Source organism: Allobosea sp. OK403 (assembly GCF_900113835.1).
Taxonomy (GTDB): Bacteria; Pseudomonadota; Alphaproteobacteria; order Rhizobiales; family Beijerinckiaceae; genus Allobosea.
In genome coordinates this window covers 33,576-50,161 of sequence record NZ_FOQV01000011.1, presented here as the reverse complement: position 1 = coordinate 50,161, position 16,586 = coordinate 33,576, and the positions used below count along the sequence as shown (strand labels likewise).

Annotated in this window: 15 protein-coding genes; 5 read left to right on the top strand and 10 right to left on the bottom strand. The window is 66.1% G+C overall.

Features of this window, described 5'->3' with window-relative positions; all coding sequences use genetic code 11:
• Nucleotides 1-58: 58 nt before the first annotated feature.
• Nucleotides 59-1,153 carry a serine hydrolase domain-containing protein gene (locus tag BMZ97_RS25580; protein WP_210188330.1) on the top strand — a complete coding sequence of 365 codons (1,095 nt, stop codon included), beginning with the start codon at nucleotides 59-61 and terminating at the stop codon, nucleotides 1,151-1,153.
• Nucleotides 1,154-1,320: 167 nt separating this feature from the next.
• On the opposite strand, the gene BMZ97_RS25575 is transcribed toward BMZ97_RS25580, so the two are convergent.
• The 6 genes from BMZ97_RS25575 to BMZ97_RS25550 all read right to left on the bottom strand — a co-directional run bounded on the left by BMZ97_RS25575 (nucleotide 1,321) and on the right by BMZ97_RS25550 (nucleotide 7,529).
• Nucleotides 1,321-2,172: a hypothetical protein gene (locus BMZ97_RS25575; protein ID WP_092176567.1), complete on the bottom strand. Its 852-nt coding sequence runs from the start codon at nucleotides 2,170-2,172 to the stop codon at nucleotides 1,321-1,323.
• A 231-nt stretch (nucleotides 2,173-2,403) separates the two neighbouring features.
• Nucleotides 2,404-2,952: an ABC-type transport auxiliary lipoprotein family protein gene (locus tag BMZ97_RS25570; RefSeq protein ID WP_092176832.1), complete on the bottom strand. Its 549-nt coding sequence runs from the start codon at nucleotides 2,950-2,952 to the stop codon at nucleotides 2,404-2,406.
• Nucleotides 2,953-3,127: 175 nt separating this feature from the next.
• A complete protein-coding gene (locus tag BMZ97_RS25565; RefSeq protein ID WP_092176564.1) occupies nucleotides 3,128-4,270 on the bottom strand; it encodes an MlaD family protein in 1,143 nt (380 codons plus the stop codon).
• Nucleotides 4,271-4,281: 11 nt separating this feature from the next.
• Nucleotides 4,282-4,995 (bottom strand): ABC transporter ATP-binding protein, encoded by a 714-nt coding sequence (locus BMZ97_RS25560; protein WP_244546597.1) that lies wholly within the window; start codon nucleotides 4,993-4,995, stop codon nucleotides 4,282-4,284.
• Nucleotides 4,996-5,146: 151 nt separating this feature from the next.
• On the bottom strand, nucleotides 5,147-6,292 hold the full coding sequence (locus BMZ97_RS25555; protein WP_092176559.1) for an MlaE family ABC transporter permease: 1,146 nt from the start codon (nucleotides 6,290-6,292) through the stop codon (nucleotides 5,147-5,149).
• A 4-nt stretch (nucleotides 6,293-6,296) separates the two neighbouring features.
• A complete protein-coding gene (locus tag BMZ97_RS25550) occupies nucleotides 6,297-7,529 on the bottom strand; it encodes an MFS transporter (RefSeq protein ID WP_175525740.1) in 1,233 nt (410 codons plus the stop codon).
• A 121-nt stretch (nucleotides 7,530-7,650) separates the two neighbouring features.
• Here BMZ97_RS25550 and BMZ97_RS25545 point away from each other — a divergent pair, with 121 nt between their 5' ends.
• Complete coding sequence (locus BMZ97_RS25545; protein WP_092176554.1) at nucleotides 7,651-8,523, top strand: hypothetical protein; 873 nt, start codon at nucleotides 7,651-7,653, stop codon at nucleotides 8,521-8,523.
• A gap of 187 nt (nucleotides 8,524-8,710) precedes the next feature.
• Here the strand turns inward: BMZ97_RS25545 and BMZ97_RS25540 are convergent, their stop codons facing one another.
• From BMZ97_RS25540 to BMZ97_RS25525, 4 genes are all read right to left on the bottom strand, one after another.
• Nucleotides 8,711-10,099 carry an FAD-binding oxidoreductase gene (locus tag BMZ97_RS25540; protein ID WP_092176551.1) on the bottom strand — a complete coding sequence of 463 codons (1,389 nt, stop codon included), beginning with the start codon at nucleotides 10,097-10,099 and terminating at the stop codon, nucleotides 8,711-8,713.
• Nucleotides 10,100-10,276: 177 nt separating this feature from the next.
• Nucleotides 10,277-11,167 carry an ABC transporter permease gene (locus BMZ97_RS25535; protein ID WP_092176549.1) on the bottom strand — a complete coding sequence of 297 codons (891 nt, stop codon included), beginning with the start codon at nucleotides 11,165-11,167 and terminating at the stop codon, nucleotides 10,277-10,279.
• On the bottom strand, nucleotides 11,164-11,979 hold the full coding sequence (locus tag BMZ97_RS25530) for an ABC transporter ATP-binding protein (RefSeq protein ID WP_244546596.1): 816 nt from the start codon (nucleotides 11,977-11,979) through the stop codon (nucleotides 11,164-11,166). Before BMZ97_RS25530 ends, BMZ97_RS25535 begins: the two co-directional genes overlap by 4 nt.
• Nucleotides 11,980-12,148: 169 nt before the next feature.
• A complete protein-coding gene (locus BMZ97_RS25525) occupies nucleotides 12,149-13,177 on the bottom strand; it encodes an ABC transporter substrate-binding protein (RefSeq protein WP_092176546.1) in 1,029 nt (342 codons plus the stop codon).
• Nucleotides 13,178-13,391: 214 nt separating this feature from the next.
• Here BMZ97_RS25525 and BMZ97_RS25520 point away from each other — a divergent pair, with 214 nt between their 5' ends.
• From BMZ97_RS25520 to BMZ97_RS25510, 3 genes are read left to right on the top strand one after another with little or no spacing between them, the layout of a single operon-like run.
• The gene (locus BMZ97_RS25520) at nucleotides 13,392-14,186 is read left to right on the top strand and encodes a GNAT family N-acetyltransferase (protein WP_092176543.1); all 795 of its coding nucleotides are present in this window, start codon (nucleotides 13,392-13,394) and stop codon (nucleotides 14,184-14,186) included.
• Nucleotides 14,187-14,212: 26 nt separating this feature from the next.
• The gene (locus tag BMZ97_RS25515) at nucleotides 14,213-15,619 is read left to right on the top strand and encodes an FAD-binding oxidoreductase (protein ID WP_092176824.1); all 1,407 of its coding nucleotides are present in this window, start codon (nucleotides 14,213-14,215) and stop codon (nucleotides 15,617-15,619) included.
• Between the two features lie 2 nt (nucleotides 15,620-15,621).
• Nucleotides 15,622-16,575: an oxidoreductase gene (locus BMZ97_RS25510; protein ID WP_175525739.1), complete on the top strand. Its 954-nt coding sequence runs from the start codon at nucleotides 15,622-15,624 to the stop codon at nucleotides 16,573-16,575.
• Nucleotides 16,576-16,586: the final 11 nt, after the last annotated feature.

Genomic DNA, 16,586 nt, shown 5'->3' with positions numbered 1-16,586 from the left:
GTTTGAGCGCAGCGTCGCGTTCGCGGCCTATTGGACGAACTCGCTGGAGAACGACCTCGTGTCAGTCAACCGCCGCAGCCTTCTGGCACTGCCCCTCGCCTGTCTGACATTACGCGGCTCTCCGCTTCGCGCCGCGCCGTTGTCCCATCTCGATGACTGGCCGGGGAGCGAGTGGGATCGCACAGCACCCGAGCAGGCGGGGTGGGATACGGACATCCTGGCCCAGGCACAGGCCTATTCACTCTCCATCGGCACGGCGAGCTGCATCGTCGTGCAGCATGGCCGCATCATCGAGAGCTGGGGCGATATCGGCCGCCGGCTGCAATTATACTCGGTGCGCAAGAGCCTTCTGAGCGCCCTGATCGGCATTGCCGTGGCGGAGGGCAAGATCGAGCTCGACACCACGCTGGGTTCGCTTGGCATCGATGATGTTCCGCCCGTCCTCACCGAGGTCGAGAAACAGGCGACGGTTCGACAGTTGCTGCAGTCCCGGTCGGGCATCTATCGACCCGCCCTTGCCGAGATGCCGAGCCAGGTCGCGCGCCGCCCCGTTCGGGGAAGCCATCCACCAGGCGCGTTCTGGTACTACAACAACTGGGACTTCAACGTCCTTGGAACGATCTACGAACGCGCTGTCGGCGCGTCGATCTTCGAGATGTTCCAGCAACGCATCGGCAATCCCATCGGCATGCAGGATTATCGGCCGCGCGACGGTCGCTACATCAGGGGCGAGGCTTCGCTGCATCCCGCCTATCCGTTCCATATGAGCGCGCGGGATCTGGCGCGGTTCGGCCTGCTCTATCTGCGTTCCGGGCGCTGGCGCGACAGGGCCCTGATCTCGCCATCATGGGTCAAGGAGAGCACGACCGCCTCGTCGCAAACCTATCTTCGGTCCGGCTACGGCTATATGTGGTGGACCGGTTTCCCTGACCGGCGCGTCGCGGTCATGAACCTGTCTCCCGGCGGCTTCTGGGCCGATGGGAATTATGGACAGTTCATCATCATCGACCCGGTGAACGATCTCGTCGTCGTCCACCAGACCGATACGGCCAAGGTCAATGAGCGGCAGATGGGCCATTTGATGTGGCTGCTTCTGACGGCGGCGCGCGCCCGCGATCCGGGACGCGACCCCAACGCGACGACGCGCCGGTAGAGTCCCGACGTGCTGGCGGCTCACCACGCCCAGCGCATGATCTCGATCAGCACCTGCAACAGCGCTCTGCCAAGCCCCTGCGCGGCCGTGCCGCCATCTCCGGCGCTCGCCGGCACGCGAGCCATGAACACGCATGCGTGCTCGACCTTGCTGGACCAAAGCCGCGCTCAACTATCCGGCGGACTCGCAAATGTGAGGTTGGCGGGCTCAAAGCACATCAGCCGCTTCCATTCATGCAAACCGCGCGAGCCATGTTCCATGGCGCCGTACATGTACCAACGCAGGCACTGGACTTCAGGAGCTTGCCGATCCATCAGCCAGCGAGCCACCTCGAGGAACAGACGTTTCATGGCTCCGGCTTGCAGATAGTCGCCATGGCACATGAGTTCGTGCGTGCGGCACATGTCGCCTACGCGTCTCAGCGAGAGATATGCGACCAGCCTCGGACCCGCCGATTCCTGGACGAAGGCGCCCCATGCCAAGGTCCAATGCGAGGGGCAGGCCGGCGCCGCGGGAGCGTCCCGCGTGTCGACGCGCTTGGACCCGGCGCCGAACCAGGCGGACAGGACCGGCCCACCGGATCGGAAACGCTTCGACTCGGAGATGGCCGCCATGCTCGCCGCATAGCTTTCCAGTTGAATGGGCGCGCAGTTGATGCCGAGGCGGGCTGCTTTCCTGGCTGCCCTGGCGATATTGCCATGGGAGCGCTTCGAGACGGCGCGCATATAGGCGTCCGACGTCGGATAGCGGGCCAAGTCCAGCAGCATTGCGGTCGGCACGAACCGGCGCCTGAAACCCGGTCGAGGCGCGTTGCGTTGATGGAATCGACGCGCATCGGCAATCAAATGGCCGCAGAGAGGATGTTTGCAGCGATGAGGCGCTTCGGGCCGCAGATGCGCGATCGACAGCACGTCGTCCGGTGTCAGATCGAAATCCCGCAGGCGCACCTTCCGAGCCGCAGATTGCCAGGGCTCAAGCAAGTTGTGCAGCCGGCTCGTGAAAAGTTTTGCAAGCGTCATGGCGAGCGCGCCGATGTCCTCGAAGAATTGATCAGCAGCCTCCTAGAGCGGTTCCCAATACAATTTGATCGTTGAACAGCTCCAGCTCTTTGTCTTAATGCGGTTTCTTCACGCGAACCGGTGTCGACTTCTCTCGAAAACGCTCTAACGCCAATCGCCGCAAATCCGCGATGGCACAAAGAGCATGGATCGAATCAACTCAGCATAGCGAACCCGTTGCTGGGCGCGGGCTCACCGCGCCCAGCGCACGATCTCGATAAGCACCTGCGACAGCGCCCGGTCGAGCGCCTGCGCGGCTGCGCCGCCATCGCCCGCAGCGGCCGGCACGCGGGCCGTGAACAGGCGCGCGCGCTGCACCTTGCCGGAGCGGTCGCCCACCAGCTTGGCTGTGATCTCGACGACGGCAGCCCCGCTCGCAGTGTCGATGTTGAAGCTGCGGATATCGGTGTTGAGCTGGGCGTCGGGCACGATGCGCCCGCCGGGGCGCGCGACGGAACCGAGGCGATTGCCGTTCTCGAAGGTCTGGATGAGGCGCGTCTGCACCAGTTTCGGCACGCTGTCGGCCCATTGCGCGCCGCCGAGGAAGGAGAGCGCGCCCGATGCGTCCTTGACGATGAGGCGGTCGGAATCGAGCGCCTGCACCGTCGTCGGCTCGGCGACGACAAGGAAGACGCGCGAGCCAGCGATGCGGCCGAAATCGCGCGGTGCCGAGAGATCATAGGTCGTCGGCGTGGATCCGCCGCCGCAGCCGGCGAGCATCAGTACCGCAGCGAGCAGCATCGTCGGGACGGCAAGAGCATTGCGCGAAAAAGTGGGAACCGGTTTTTCGCTGGAGCAATGCTCCAAGCTTCTAGAATCGATCACGTTTTTCGCATTCGGACGGAACCGTCCGAATGCGATGTGATCGAGACGGGCGGGCCGCGAGCGCGCAGGCGGGATCGACATCGTCATGAGGCTAGCGCGACCCACCATATTGAGGAAGCGGCGGCTTGCCGCCGAAGATGAATTGCTGCGGATTGCGCTCGATATTGCGCAGCGTCCGGTTGAGATCGGTCAGCGTGCGCTTGCCGTCGCTGGCGAGCGTCTCGATGTCGCGCAGGCCCGGGCCGGTGAAGCGGCTGATGCCGGCGGTGATCTCGGCGGTGCGCTTGTCGAGATTGTCGGCCAGGACGCGGATCGACCGCGCCGCCTCGCCGATATCGGTGAAGGCGCTCTTGCCGTCCGGCCCGGCGGCCGTGTTCAGGAAGGCCTGCGCGCCCTTGAGCACGCCTTCGACCTGATCGGCGGCCTTGTTGAGCTTTTCGGTGATCGAGGCGACGTCCTTGACCGCCTTGCCGACATCCTCGCTGGAGCCGCCCAGCGCCGCGGTGAACCTGTCGACATTGTCGACGATGTTGGTGACCTTCTTCTGGTCGACCGAGCGCACGATCTGGGTGAGTTCCTCGCTCAGCGTGCCGAGCTTCAGGGCGAGTGGCGAGATCGTCTCGGCGATCTGGCCAAAGCTCTTCATCAGCTTGTCGACACCATCGGAATTGTCGCCGAGCGCGGCCGAGAAGCGCTCGACATTCTTGACGGTGTTGCTGATCGAGCCGGCATTGTCCTTGACCAGCCCCTCGACGCTGCCGAGCACCTCGTCGGCGCGCTTGGCGATGGTGCGGACGGTCTCGAGGATGTCCTGGAATTCCGAGCGCTCGGCGATGATGGTCGGCAATTGCTGGCCGGGCTGCGCCTGCAGGACAGGCGAGTTCGGCTCGCCGCCGAGCAACTGCACCGCGACGACGCCGGCAAGCCCCTGCGCCTCGATGCGGGCGCGGGTGTCGACACGCAGCGGCGTCGTGTTGTCGACCTGGATCACCGCATAGATGCGACGCGGATCATCCGGCAGCAATTCGATTCGCGTCACCTCACCGACCCGCAGGCCGTTGAAGAGCACGCTGGAGCCGCGCCCGAGCCCGGTCACCGTGCCGCTGAAAATGACGCGCACATCCTGCCGCCGGCCGGCGCCGCCGCTGTTGAACCAGTAGATGAAGCCGAACGCCGCTGCGAGGACCGCAAGCGTGAACAGCCCGACCAGCGCGTAATTTGCCCGCGATTCCATTGTCTAGCGCTTCATTCCTGCATACCCGCCGGCAGACGCGCCCTCGCCCGCTCACCACCAAAATAGGCCTTCACCCAAGGGTGATCCGACGCCAGCATGGTCGCAAGCGTGCCGACCGCAACGACCCGTTTGTCCGCGAGCGCCGCGATTCTGTCGCAAGCCGAATAGAGGCTGTCGAGATCGTGGGTTACCATGAAGACGGTCAGCCCCAAAGTCTGCTTCAGCGTCACGATCAGCTCGTCGAACTCGGCGGCGCCGATCGGATCGAGCCCCGATGTCGGCTCGTCCAAGAAGACGATCTCCGGATCGAGCGCCAGCGCCCGCGCCAGCGCCGCGCGCTTGATCATGCCGCCGGAGAGCTCGGAGGGCGCCTTGTCGGCGGCGTCGGGCTTCAGGCCAACGAGATCCAGCTTCACCATCGCCAGCTCATCGAGCAGGGCCGGCGACAGCTTGAGATATTCGCGCATCGGCACCTGGATGTTCTGCTTGACGCTCAAGGCCGAGAACAAGGCGCCATGCTGGAACATCACGCCAAAGCGGCGCTCCAGGGCGCGGCGCTGCACCGGGTCGAGCCCATCGACATCGTCCCCCAGCACCTCGATCGTACCGCGCGACTTGCGCACCAGGCCCAGGATGGTGCGCGTCAGCACCGATTTGCCCTGGCCCGACCCGCCGACGAAGCCCAGAATCTCGCCGCGCATCACGTCAAGGTCGAGACCGTCCATGATCACCTTGTCGCCGAAGGCGACCTTGAGATCACGCACGCGGATGGCCTCCGGGGGGCCCACCTCCGTCCCGCCGTCAGACGTCACGTCCCGCGCGCGCCCCTGCTCGCCTGGCTCGGCCGATCGCTCGTTCATGGCCGGGTTACGATCCTCAAAACGCGATAGATGCAAAAAACATGGCGAAGAGACCGTCGACGACGATGACCATGAAGATCGCCTTCACCACCGAGGCCGTGACCTGCCGGCCGAGCGACTCGGCTGAGCCCTGAACCGCCAGGCCCTCGATCGAGGCAATCAGACCGATGACGAAGGCCATGAAAGGGGCCTTGATGAGGCCGACCGCGAAATGCTTCCAGGTGATGACCGATTGCAGCCGGGCCAGGAAGGTGTCGATGCCGATGCCGCCATAGAGCCATGTGACGAGCGCCGCGCCGGTCAAACCCGACATCGACGACAGGAAGGTCAGGATCGGCAGCGAGATGATCAGCGCCAGGATGCGCGGTACGACGAGGACTTCGATGGGATCGAGCCCCATCACGCGCAGCGCATCGATCTCCTCGCGCATCTTCATCGAGCCGATCTCGGCGGTGAAGGCGGAGCCCGAACGGCCGGCGATCATGATCGAGGTCAGCAGCACCGAGAGTTCGCGCAGGATCAGGATGCCGGTCAGGTTCACGACGAAGACGGTCGCGCCGAATTGCTGGAGCTGGAAAATGCCCTGCTGGGCGACGATGCAGCCGACCAGGAACGAGATCAGCATGATGATCGGCGCGCCGTTGAAGGCGATCAGCTCGATCTGGTTGACCAGCGAGGGCCCGCGAAACTTGCGCGGACCGAGCACGACGCCGATCGAGCCGACCACGACCTCGCCGAGGAACATCGCACCACCGACCATGTCGCGCCCGAAGCTGACGACCGCCGCGCCGATATCGACCAATACGCTGACGACGCCGAAATGGCCGGGCTGCGCCGGCATCTCGTGATCTCTGACCGCGACCTCAGCGAGCAGGATTCCATGTTCGGGCCGGTCGCTGACGATGTCGACGGCCGCGCCCTTGGCCTCCTGCTGCAGTTTCAGCCGGTTGAGGACATAGGCGCCCATCGTGTCGAGCCGCGTCACGGCCGAGAGATCGAGCCGGGACGACGCGCCTTTGCCGATGCGTCCGCCGATCTCCGCGATCAGCGCCTCGACCCGCGGCGCGCGGTCGGCGCTCCACGAACCCGCGAGCGCGACGGCAAGCGTGCCGGCATCGTCGCGGAAGACGGCTTGCGGTTCGGCGGTGTCGAGGCTCGCCATGTCTTTAAGTCAAACCCTTCGCTGGAGCGGTCTCGCGACCTGCCCGCAGCGCCCGTCCGGTCGATTTGCCCCTGCTGCCTGTATCGCCGGGCAGATTGCGCTTTGCAAGCAGGAGCAGGACGAGACCGACCAGCGCCAGCGGAACCATGGCGAGAAACGCCAGCGAACCATGACGCTGGTAGAGATAGCCCGACAGAATCGTCATCGCGGCGCTGGCGAGCGCAGTCAGCGCCACGAGGCCGCCCTGGGCGGCGGCGCGCCGCCCCTCGGGCGCCAATGCGGAGAGGACCGCCAGCGCGCCGAGATGGGCGCAACCGAAGGTCAGGCCGTGCAGCAATTGCAGCAGCAGCGTGACGCCGAGCCCGGGATCGAGCGCCATGACGCCGAATCGGATGATGGCGGCGACAGCGCCCGCCGCGATCCAGGCGAAGCCGGCCGTGCCGCGCGCGACGATACCGCCGGCGAACAGGAACAACGCCACCTCCGCCACGACGCTCACGGCCCAGAGGCCGCCGATGATGGTGTCGCTGAAACCGAGGCTGCGCCAGTGCAGCGAGCCGAAGGCGTAGAGCGCGGCATGCGTCGCGTTCACGCAGGCGATGGCGACCAGCGCCAGCCGGAAGGCCGGGCTGAAGCCGGCCGGAGCGGGGCTCGCTTCCTGCGCCGGCCTGGCGCGCGGCGGCGGCGCGGGGGCCGCGAGCGCCGCAAGCGCCGCCAGGCCTGTGCTCGCGGCCAAAGCGAGCGGAATGATGCCGGCTCCGAGGTGGGCGATCAGGTAGCCACCGAGCAGGTTCGCCGCAAAGAAGCTGACCGAGCCCCATAGCCTGACCCGGCCATAGTCGATCGCGGCGCCCGCTTTGATCTGCGCCGTCGTCAGCACGTCGGCCAATGGCACGACGCCGGAGATGGCGGCGGCATTGAGCGCCATGGTCAAGCCGATCAGCCAGACGCCATGCGCCGGCAGCAAGGCGAGATAGAGCAGCGCCGCGAGCCCGTTGAGCGCGGCCAGCAGCAGGACTGGCGGAAGGCGGCTGTCGGCGAGCCCTGTGACCCATGACGTAGCGACGACGCGCATCAGGATCGGAATCGTCAGGACGACGCTGATGGCGACGTCGCCGAGCCCTCTGGAGGCGAGCCAGATCGGAAAGAACGGCACGTAGATGCCGACGCCGAGGAAATTCAGCGCATGCATCAGCGACAGTCGCGGCCCGACCCCACCCTGCGGAAGCAGCGCCATTTTCAAGCCCGATCGCATGGCGCCGGCAGCACTTCCTTAAGCAATACGGGGGCACGGTTGGAGATGGTGCATTTCGACTGACGAATGGCGATTCGGCCAGTCCTTCACGAACAGGTTGGTCATGGGTGAGGCGCGTTCGCTGACGCCGCTGAGCGAAACCGACTACGAGGCCATCGCGGCTGCCGTCATGGAGACGGCGCGCGGACGCTGGTTCATGGCCGAATTCGCCAAACGCAACCGTCAGGCCGACACGGCCCAGCTCCTCACCGCCATCGGCCGGATCGAGCGCGTCGTCGGCATCAGTGCCCAGCCCGCGCCGCCCGAGCCCAGCCTGCGCGAGGCCGCCGCGCTGATCACCGATCTCAGGCTCGACCTCGAACGGATCAGCGGGCGCAGCCAGGAGCCGTCGTCGGGCCTGGCAGCGCGCATCGAGGCCGCCTCCGGCAGCATCGCCGCCGCGGTCGAAAGCGTGCAGGAGGCGGCCTGGGGTCTGCGCGAGACCGGCGCGGACGAGGCCCTCTGCGACATGCTCGACCGGCGCGCCACCGAGATCAACGCCGCGACCGCCAGCATCGACGGCACGGCCCAGCAGATCGGCAAGATCGCCGACACGATCGCCATGCTCGACAGCAGCCTGCGGGCGTTCTGCGAGGGCGCGCAGGGCGAAGGCGACGCAGGGCCGGCCCAACCGGCGCGCGGGCTCAGCCTGCGGGACGCTGCGCCGCTAGGCGCCTATGACGACATCGAGATCATCGAGATCGACGAGGCTCCGACCTCGGTCGTGGCCGCGCCGCGCAAGGTCTCCGCGCGGCCGACGAGCGAGCTCAAGTATCAGGTGAACTCCCTCATCCACGACGATGTCGATTTCGAATATATTGACGTGCCTGACGAGGCGCCGCCTCCCGCTCCCGCCGTCCCCCCAGCCACCTCGGAAGCCGATCTGCGCGACATCGACGCGCTGCACGCCGACAAGAAGCTCGCCTATTTCGCTTAGCTGGATTTCAATCCCATCCAAGCCGTCATTGCGAGCGCAGCGAAGCAATCCAGGGGGCGTCGAGCTCGGCCGCGCCTGGATTGCTTCGTCGCTTTGCTCCTCGCAATGACGGTGTGGTTCAAGCTAAAATCCCCCCAAACAGCATTGCTCTCGCGAAAAACCGATGCCCACTTTTTCGCGCAATGCTCTAAACCGCTCCCGCGGCGACATAGCTCGCCATCTTGCCGGGGTTGAGCAGGCCGAGCGGATCGACCTCGCGCTTGAAGCCGAGCTGGTCGGCATCGGCGCGCTTGTGCCGGCTGCCAGCCTCAAGCGAGACCACATGCGGATTGGCGATCATCACGCCCGCCTCCTCATGCAGGGCGATGATCTCGTTCAGGCGTTCGGGTGTCGAATAGCGCAGGATAGGCAGCGCGCTCGCCGTCATGCGCCCGCCGAAGCGGATGAATTCGTGATGCGCCAGAACCTCGTCGGGAAAACGCGCGATCATCTCGGCCGCGCTCTCGAGCAGCCGGTCATGCGGGAACATGCATTGCAGATAGGTGATCGAGCGGTCGCCCTTCAGCCATTGCAGCGTGGTGTGGTTCCACGTGTATTCATAGAGCGGCACCGTGCCCGGCCCCTCCTCCGAGGGCGCCTCATAAGTCACCACGCCGCGCTGGCCGATGATCGCCTTGAACGGCCCGAGCGAGGCTTCGGCGATCATGCAGATCAGGATGCTTTTGCCCTCGGGGCAATGCTGCTTCAGCGCGCCGAATGTCGCCGGGATCGGCCATGAGATCGGCGTCACCAGCTTCTTGACCACGCCGTCGGCGAGCGCGACGGCGTAGCCTGCCTGGAAGGCGTCCATATAGTCGTCGAAGGCGACGATGACGTCGATCCAGGGCCAGGCCGGAGCGAGCGGCATTTCCAGCGCCGTGATGATGCCGGTCGTACCATAGGCGCGATTGACCTTCTGGGCCGCGTCGTCGCGCAGTTCGAGGATGCGCGGCTCCTCCTCCATCGTGACGATGCGCGCGGCCAGGATATTGCCGGGCTCGCGCAGGCCGCCATAGGTGACCGAGCCGACGCCGCCCGAGCCGCCGGCAACGAACCCGCCGATCGTGGCCGAGCGCTTGGTCGAGGGGTGCATGCGCAGCTCGAAACCCGCTTCGCGCGTCGCCAGGTCGATATCGAGCAGGCGCGAGCCGGCGGCGACCCTGACCACGCCCGGCTTTTGCCAGGCGATGCCGCTCAGCGCCGTGACGTCGAGCAGAACACCGCCTTCTAGCGGCACAGCCTGGCCGTAATTGCCGGTGCCCGCCGCGCGGACCGTCAGCGGGATGCGCCGTTTCACGCAGGCCGCAGCGACCCGCACCACCTCGTCCTCGTCGCGCGGGCAGGCGATGATGTCGGCGGATTTGTCGGCCAGCTCCTGGTTCAGGATCGGCGAATACCAGAAGAAATCGCGCGAGCGCTTGCGCACCACCTGCGGCTCGTCGATCAACGGTACGCCGTCGAGATCGGCCTTCAGCCCGGCGATGTCATAGCGCGAGGGCTGCGGGGACTTGGTTCTGCGGTCTGTTGCTGAGGTCATCTCACACCACTGCTCTTTGGCGTACCACCGTCATGCTCGCCCTTGTGGCGAGCATCCACGTCTTGAACACCGCCCTTGCCGCACGAAGACGTGGATGGTCGGGACAAGCCCGACCATGACGTGGCGGCGCTCCTAGGCTCGGGCTGGCTGCGTCTCCTCGCAATGACGACAGGGGCCTCAATTCTCCCGTTTCAGCGCGCTCTCATGCCAACGCCGCAGCAGGAGATGCGAGATCCAGCTCGTCGCGAGGAAGATCGCTATCCCCGACAGTGAGATCATGATCAGCGCAGCAAAAACGCGCGGGATCTTGAGCTGATAGCCCGCCTCCAGGATGCGATAGGCGAGGCCAGACGAGCTGCCGCCCGTGCCGGCGACGAATTCAGCGACGACCGCCCCGATCAGCGCCAGGCCGCCTGAAATCTTCAGCCCGGCGAGGAAATAGGGCAGCGCGGCCGGCAATCTGAGATGGCGCAGCGTCTGCCAGCGCGTCGCCCCATAGAGCTGGAACAGGTTGATCAGGTTGTGATCGGCCGAATTCAGCCCGAGGATGGTGTTCGACAGGATCGGGAAGAAGGCGACGATCCAGGCGCAGATCAGGAGCGAGAGGTTGATGTCTCCGGCCCAGATGATGATCAGCGGCGCGATCGCCACGATCGGCGTCACCTGCAGGATCACCGCATAGGGCAGCAGCGACATCTCCAGCCATTTCGACTGGGTGAACAGCACAGCCAGCGCCACACCGACGATGACGGCCGCCGCCAGCGCCATGAAGGTGATGCGCAGTGTGATCCAGAGCGAACCCGAAAGCGTGCCCCAATCGGCGATCAGCGTCTGGCCGATCAAGAGCGGCCCGGGCAGGACATAGGGCGGAATCTCCTTCCAGCGGACCAGCAACTCCCACAGGCCAAGCGCCAGCACGCCGATGACGATCGGCGCCAGGAGGCGCGGCCAGGCGCTGGCCGGCAGGCCAAGGATGCGCGGCTCCGTCGCGAAGACGGGGAGGGCTTCGGCGTCTGTGCCGTCATGGGCGGGGGGCGGCAGGGCTGTCTCGAGGGATGGCGCGCTCATGAGCCGATCGCTTCCTTGAGCTTGCCGGAGACGACGCGGCAGAGATGGGCGTATTCCGGCGAGGTGCGGAAGAGATCGTCGCGTGGATAGGGCGCGTCGACATCGAGATCGGCCATGACCCGGCCGGGACGCGCCGCCATCACCACGATGCGCTTCGACAGATAGACCGACTCGAAGACCGAATGGGTGACGAAGACGGCGGTGAACTTCTCCTTCCACCAGAGTTCGAGCAGGTCGTCATTGAGGCGGTGGCGGGTGATCTCGTCGAGCGCAGCGAAAGGCTCGTCCATCAGCAGGATCTTTGGCCGCAGCACGAGCCCGCGCGCGATCGAGACACGCATCCTCATGCCGCCGGAGAGCTCGCGCGGATAGGATTTCTCAAAGCCCTTGAGCCCGACCAGCGCCAGCATCTCGGCGGCGCGCTCTTGCGCCTCGCGCTTGCGGACGCCTTTCAGCGTCAAGGGCATCATGACGTTGGCGAGCGCGGTCGCCCAGGGCATCAAGGTCGGGTCCTGGAAGACGAAGCCGAGATCGCGCTCGGGCTCGCCCGAGGCGTCATGGCTGGTCGTCGGCCATTCGATCGTGCCGGTCGAGGGCGCGCCCAGCCCGGCGATCATCCGCAGCAGGGTCGATTTCCCGCAGCCCGACGGGCCGAGCAAGCTGATGAACTCGCCGGCGCCCAGATGCAGGTTGACGTCGCGCACGGCGAGCGTGCCGTTGGCGAACTGTTTCGAAACATGGCGCACGCAGACGAGCGGCTTCGCGTCGCTGCTGCGGACGGCATGGGGTGTGCTCAGATAGGCTGTGTCCAAAGCCTGATGATCCGTTGATTGGCGCCCTGCTTCGTCATTCCGGGGCAAGCCATTGGCTTGAACCCGGAACCCACGACTGGGCGAGCGTTGTTCATTGTGCCCGACCGGGGCCTCACCCGGTCGTGGGTTCCGGGTTCAGCGCTGCGCGCTGCCCTGGAATGACAAGGCATTACGCCTTGCCCACGCCCTTGTTGACGAACTCCAGGCTGTAGGCCTTCTTGATATCGACGCCGGGCGGGAAGACGCCCGCCTCCGTCATGGTCTTGTAGAAGCTGGCCCAGCGCGCATCGGTCATGGCGCCGATGCCCAGCGTCAGCGCGTCGCCGGAGAGCACGATGCCCTTCTCGTTCATGACCTTGACGGCGTAGTCGATCTTCTCCTGATCCATGTCGGGATTGTCCTTCAGGATCTGGGCGTTGGCGGCCGCCGCGCTCGGCCCGGCCTTCATGTATTCGGCCCAGCCCTCCAGCGAGGCGGTGACGAAGCGCTGGACCAGGTCCTTCTTCTCCGCGACCATCTTCTGCGAGATGTTGATCGTGGTGTTGTAGTTTTCGAAGCCGGCATCGGCGATGAGATGCACCACCGGGTTCACCCCACCCTTCTGGATGGCGAAGGGCTCGGACGACAGGAAGCCCTGCTGCGAGATGGTCTTGTCGGCCAGGAAGGGCGCCATGTTGAAGGTGTAGGGCCTGATCTGCTCGTCGGTGTAGCCGAACTTCGCCTTCAGGAAGGGCCAGTAGCTGGTGCGCCCGGCAGCGCCGACCAGGATCGGCTTGCCCTTCAGCGCAGCCAGCGTGTCATTGCCCTGGCCGGGATGCGAGATCAGGACCTGCGGGTCCTTCTGGAAGATCGAGGCGATGCAGAGGAAGGGGATGTTCTCCTGGGCGTAGCGGATCGCCTCGAAGGAGTTCGACATGATCATGTCGACGCGCCCGCCGAGCAGGAGCTGCGAGGGGTTCTGCTGCGGTCCGCCGGGGCGGATATCGGCGTCGATGCCGTATTTCTTGTAGATGCCGTTGGTGACGGCGAGATAGAAGCCGCCATGCTCGGCCTGGGCGCGCCAATTGGTCTGGTAGGAGACCTTGTCGAGGGTCTGGGCGCTGACCTTGCTGCCGGGCACCGGCACCAGAACGGAGGCGGCCGAGCCGCCGATGAGGCCCAGCGCCGCGCGCCGGTTGATGCGATACTTCATCATCATGCTGGAGACCTCCTGGATAACGCTTTCATGCAGCTGCGCCTTGGTCGCGGGCCAGCAACATACATGCCATGGGCGACGGCAAGCAGGAAATGCGGAGCAACAGGCTTGCGCACAGAGAACGTGCAATTGCCCAGGCCGCAGGCAGAAACGCCGCGCGCTCCATGGATGCAGGCAGCGGACTTCCCCGGCAGGCGGTTCCGGCTAGGCTGGCGCAATGCGCTCCGAACACGCCATCTCGGATACCGTGCTCGCGGTGCTCAGGCGGGCGCCCCTCGACAATGTCGTCCTCCTGAAATTTCTGCTCGCCTCCCCGCAGGCCGCGACCGTTCATCAGATCGTCCGGGGCGATGATGCGGCGACAGTGCTGCTGCTCGACCATCGCTTCAGCGATTTCGATCGCGAGACCTATCCAGCAGCCAGCGCGTCGGCCCTCATCGCCAGCAACAGCCCCAAACTCACACGGGATCTGCTGGCTTTCGTGCCACGGCGGGAGACCCTGGTCTTCAAGCTGACGAGCCAGGCCGATCGGCTTGTCGTCGCGGAGGAATTTCCCCTGGAACGGCGCACCGCCTTCCTGTCCTACACCGCATCAGCCACGGCCCCGCCCGGTGCGGAGGCAGAGATCGAGACGACCACGGCCGAGACGCCGTTCGAGATGCTGGCGGCGCAAGGCCACAGCGCCGCGTGGCTGGGCCCTCTCATCGAAAGCGGGCGCGCCTTCATCTGCGTGCTCAGGGACGGCCCCAGGCCTCTATCGGCGTGCTTTGCCTTCCAGATCGACGGCCCGGTCTGGGAGGTTGGAGGCGTCTTCACGCAGCCCGTAGAGCGCGGCAAAGGCCTGGCCTACCGCGTCGTCCACACGGCGCTGGCGGAATTGCAGCGTCGCGGCCATGTTGCGCGCTATCAGGTCGCCGAAGAGAACACGGCTTCCATCCGGCTGGCGGAGACCCTAGGCATGAAGCGCTATCTCACCCTCACCCATTATCTCAGCGCGCCGGACATGCGATGACCAGCCCCGCCATGACCCGCCCTGCCATGACCCGCCCTGCCCTCGCTGCGCTGCGCGCCGAACTCGCCGATCTGACCATTTATCAGGACGCGCCGAGCTTACGCATGCATAGCCGCGACTTCTTCTGGTTCTCGCCGGTGTTGAAGCCCGATCTCGAGGGCAAGCAGGCCGAGCTGATCATCCTGCCCAGCGACAAGGCGGAGGTCGCCCGCATCGCCTCGGCCTGCGCGCGCCATCGCGTGCCCCTGACGGTGCGCGGCGGCGGCACCGGCAATTACGGCCAGGCCGTGCCGCTGGAGGGCGGCGTGGTGATGAACCTGACCCGGCTCAACCGCGTCGTCTCGACCACGCTCGGCGCCGGCCGCTTCGAGGCTGGCGCAAACCTGCTCGATATCGACAAGGCGCTGGCTCCCCTCGGTCAGGAGCTGCGCATGCATCCCTCGACGCGGGCGCAGGCGACGCTGGGCGGCTTCGTCGCGGGCGGCGCTGCCGGCGCCGGCTCCTGCACATGGGGCCAGATCGACAATCTCGGCGCGGTGATCGCGCTCGAGGTCATGACGGTCGAGCCCGAGCCGCGCCTGATCGAATTGCGCGGCAAGGAGATCCTCAAGGTGATGCACGCCTATGGCGTCAACGGCATCATCACCGAGGTCGAGGTGCCGCTCGCGCCGGCCCATGCCTGGGCCGAGCGGATCGCGACCTTCGACAGCCTGAAGGCCGCCGCCGCCTTCGGCCAGACCTTCACCGAATGCGACGGCATCGCCAAGAAGCTCGTCAGCATCCACGCCCCGGCAATCGCGCCCTATCTCAAGCGCCTCGGGCCTTATCTCGGCGAGAACAAGGCCTTCGCTATCCTGATGGTGTCGGAGCCGCAAGGCGATGAACTCGACCGGCTGATCGCCGAGATGGGCGGCATCGTGACCTTTGCGCGCGGGGCGCAGGCTGCAAGGGCTGCCGCCTTCGGCGAACATCGAGAGAAAGGCGCGCCCGGCCCGCTCTACGAATACACTTGGAACCACACCACGCTGCACGCGCTCAAGCTCGATCCGACGATCACCTATCTGCAGCTTCGCTTTCCACCCGGCCGCAATCTCGAACTGCTCGATTGGGCCGAGGAGGCCTTCCGCGACGACGTGATCTTCCACATCGAATTCCAGCGCCGGCAGGGCAAGGTCTATCATTCCAGCCTGCCGCTGGTGCGCTTCAGCACGGCGGAGCGCCTATACGAGATCATGCGCCTGGCCGAAGAGGCCGGCATCCAGGCCTCGAACCCGCATACATGGGTCCTGAACAATGCCGGCTGGAAGCGCACCGACGCGCCGCAGCCGGAGTTCAAGCGCCTCGCCGACCCCTATGGGCTGATGAACCCGGGCAAGCTGCTGGACTGGGAGGCCAAAACCACGGAGACGAAGGCCTCGGAGGCGGCGGAATAGCTGTGGCCGCCACGGACGCCCCGCCGCATACAGGCAAGCTCGCTATCGTCACAGGTACGGGCGGGCTCGGCTTCGAGACCGCATTGGGACTGGCGCGCGCCGGCATCGCGGTCGTCCTCGCCGGTCGCGACCCCATCAAGGGCGAGGATGCGTGCGCCCGCATCGCAGCAGCCGTGGCAGGCGCGCACGTCTCCTTCATGCAGCTCGACCTGGCAAGCCTCGCCTCGGTGGCGGCTTTCGCCAGCGCCTTCGCCGCGCGGCATGATCGGCTCGACATCCTGGTCAACAATGCCGGCGTGATGGCCCTGCGAACCCGCAAGACCACCACTGAGGGCTACGAGATGCAGTTCGGCACGAATTTTCTCGGCGCCTTCGCCTTGACCGGCCATCTGCTGCCGCTTCTGCGCCGGAGCAGCGCCGCGCGCATCGTCCAGCTCAGCAGCCTCGCCCATCGCCGTGGCCGGATCGATTTCGACGACCTGCAGGGTGAGCGGCGTTACCGCCCGTGGAAGGCCTACTGTCAGTCGAAGCTCGCCATGCTGATCTTCGCGCTGGAGCTGCAGCGTCGCAGCGACCGCCACGGCTGGGGCCTGACCAGCCTCGCCGCCCATCCCGGCTGGGCGACCAGCGACCTGATCGCAAATGGCCCGGCCCATGGCCGCCGTGGTGTTTCGGGACTGCTCTGGCTGCTTGTTCCGCTGCTGGCGCCACTGCACAGCCAATCGACCGCCGCCGGCGCCCTGCCGACGCTCTATGCGGCAACGGCCGCCGACGTCGCCAAAGCCGGCTATTACGGGCCTGACGGCCTGCGCGAGGTCAGAGGCCTTCCCGCCCCCGCGGCCATCGTCGGCGAAGCCAACGATCCCGCCGTGGCAGCACGGCTTTGGGACATCGCTGAACAATCGACCGGCTCGCCCTTTGCCAATACCGCGGCCACACCCATCTCCAAGCCTTGACGCGCCGGCCC

What these genes read in the sequence shown, in the direction of transcription:
- BMZ97_RS25570 (WP_092176832.1), bottom strand. Translation starts at nt 2,952, where the DNA reads ATGCTGCTCGCTGCGGTACTGATGCTCGCCGGCTGCGGCGGCGGATCC.
- BMZ97_RS25525 (WP_092176546.1), bottom strand. Translation starts at nt 13,177, where the DNA reads ATGATGATGAAGTATCGCATCAACCGGCGCGCGGCGCTGGGCCTCATC.
- BMZ97_RS25545 (WP_092176554.1), top strand. Translation starts at nt 7,651, where the DNA reads ATGGGTGAGGCGCGTTCGCTGACGCCGCTGAGCGAAACCGACTACGAG.
- BMZ97_RS25560 (WP_244546597.1), bottom strand. Translation starts at nt 4,995, where the DNA reads ATGGACGGTCTCGACCTTGACGTGATGCGCGGCGAGATTCTGGGCTTC.
- BMZ97_RS25535 (WP_092176549.1), bottom strand. Translation starts at nt 11,167, where the DNA reads ATGAGCGCGCCATCCCTCGAGACAGCCCTGCCGCCCCCCGCCCATGAC.
- BMZ97_RS25575 (WP_092176567.1), bottom strand. Translation starts at nt 2,172, where the DNA reads ATGACGCTTGCAAAACTTTTCACGAGCCGGCTGCACAACTTGCTTGAG.
- BMZ97_RS25515 (WP_092176824.1), top strand. Translation starts at nt 14,213, where the DNA reads ATGACCCGCCCTGCCCTCGCTGCGCTGCGCGCCGAACTCGCCGATCTG.
- BMZ97_RS25565 (WP_092176564.1), bottom strand. Translation starts at nt 4,270, where the DNA reads ATGGAATCGCGGGCAAATTACGCGCTGGTCGGGCTGTTCACGCTTGCG.
- BMZ97_RS25540 (WP_092176551.1), bottom strand. Translation starts at nt 10,099, where the DNA reads ATGACCTCAGCAACAGACCGCAGAACCAAGTCCCCGCAGCCCTCGCGC.
- BMZ97_RS25520 (WP_092176543.1), top strand. Translation starts at nt 13,392, where the DNA reads ATGCGCTCCGAACACGCCATCTCGGATACCGTGCTCGCGGTGCTCAGG.
- BMZ97_RS25550 (WP_175525740.1), bottom strand. Translation starts at nt 7,529, where the DNA reads ATGGCGCTGCTTCCGCAGGGTGGGGTCGGGCCGCGACTGTCGCTGATG.
- BMZ97_RS25555 (WP_092176559.1), bottom strand. Translation starts at nt 6,292, where the DNA reads ATGGCGAGCCTCGACACCGCCGAACCGCAAGCCGTCTTCCGCGACGAT.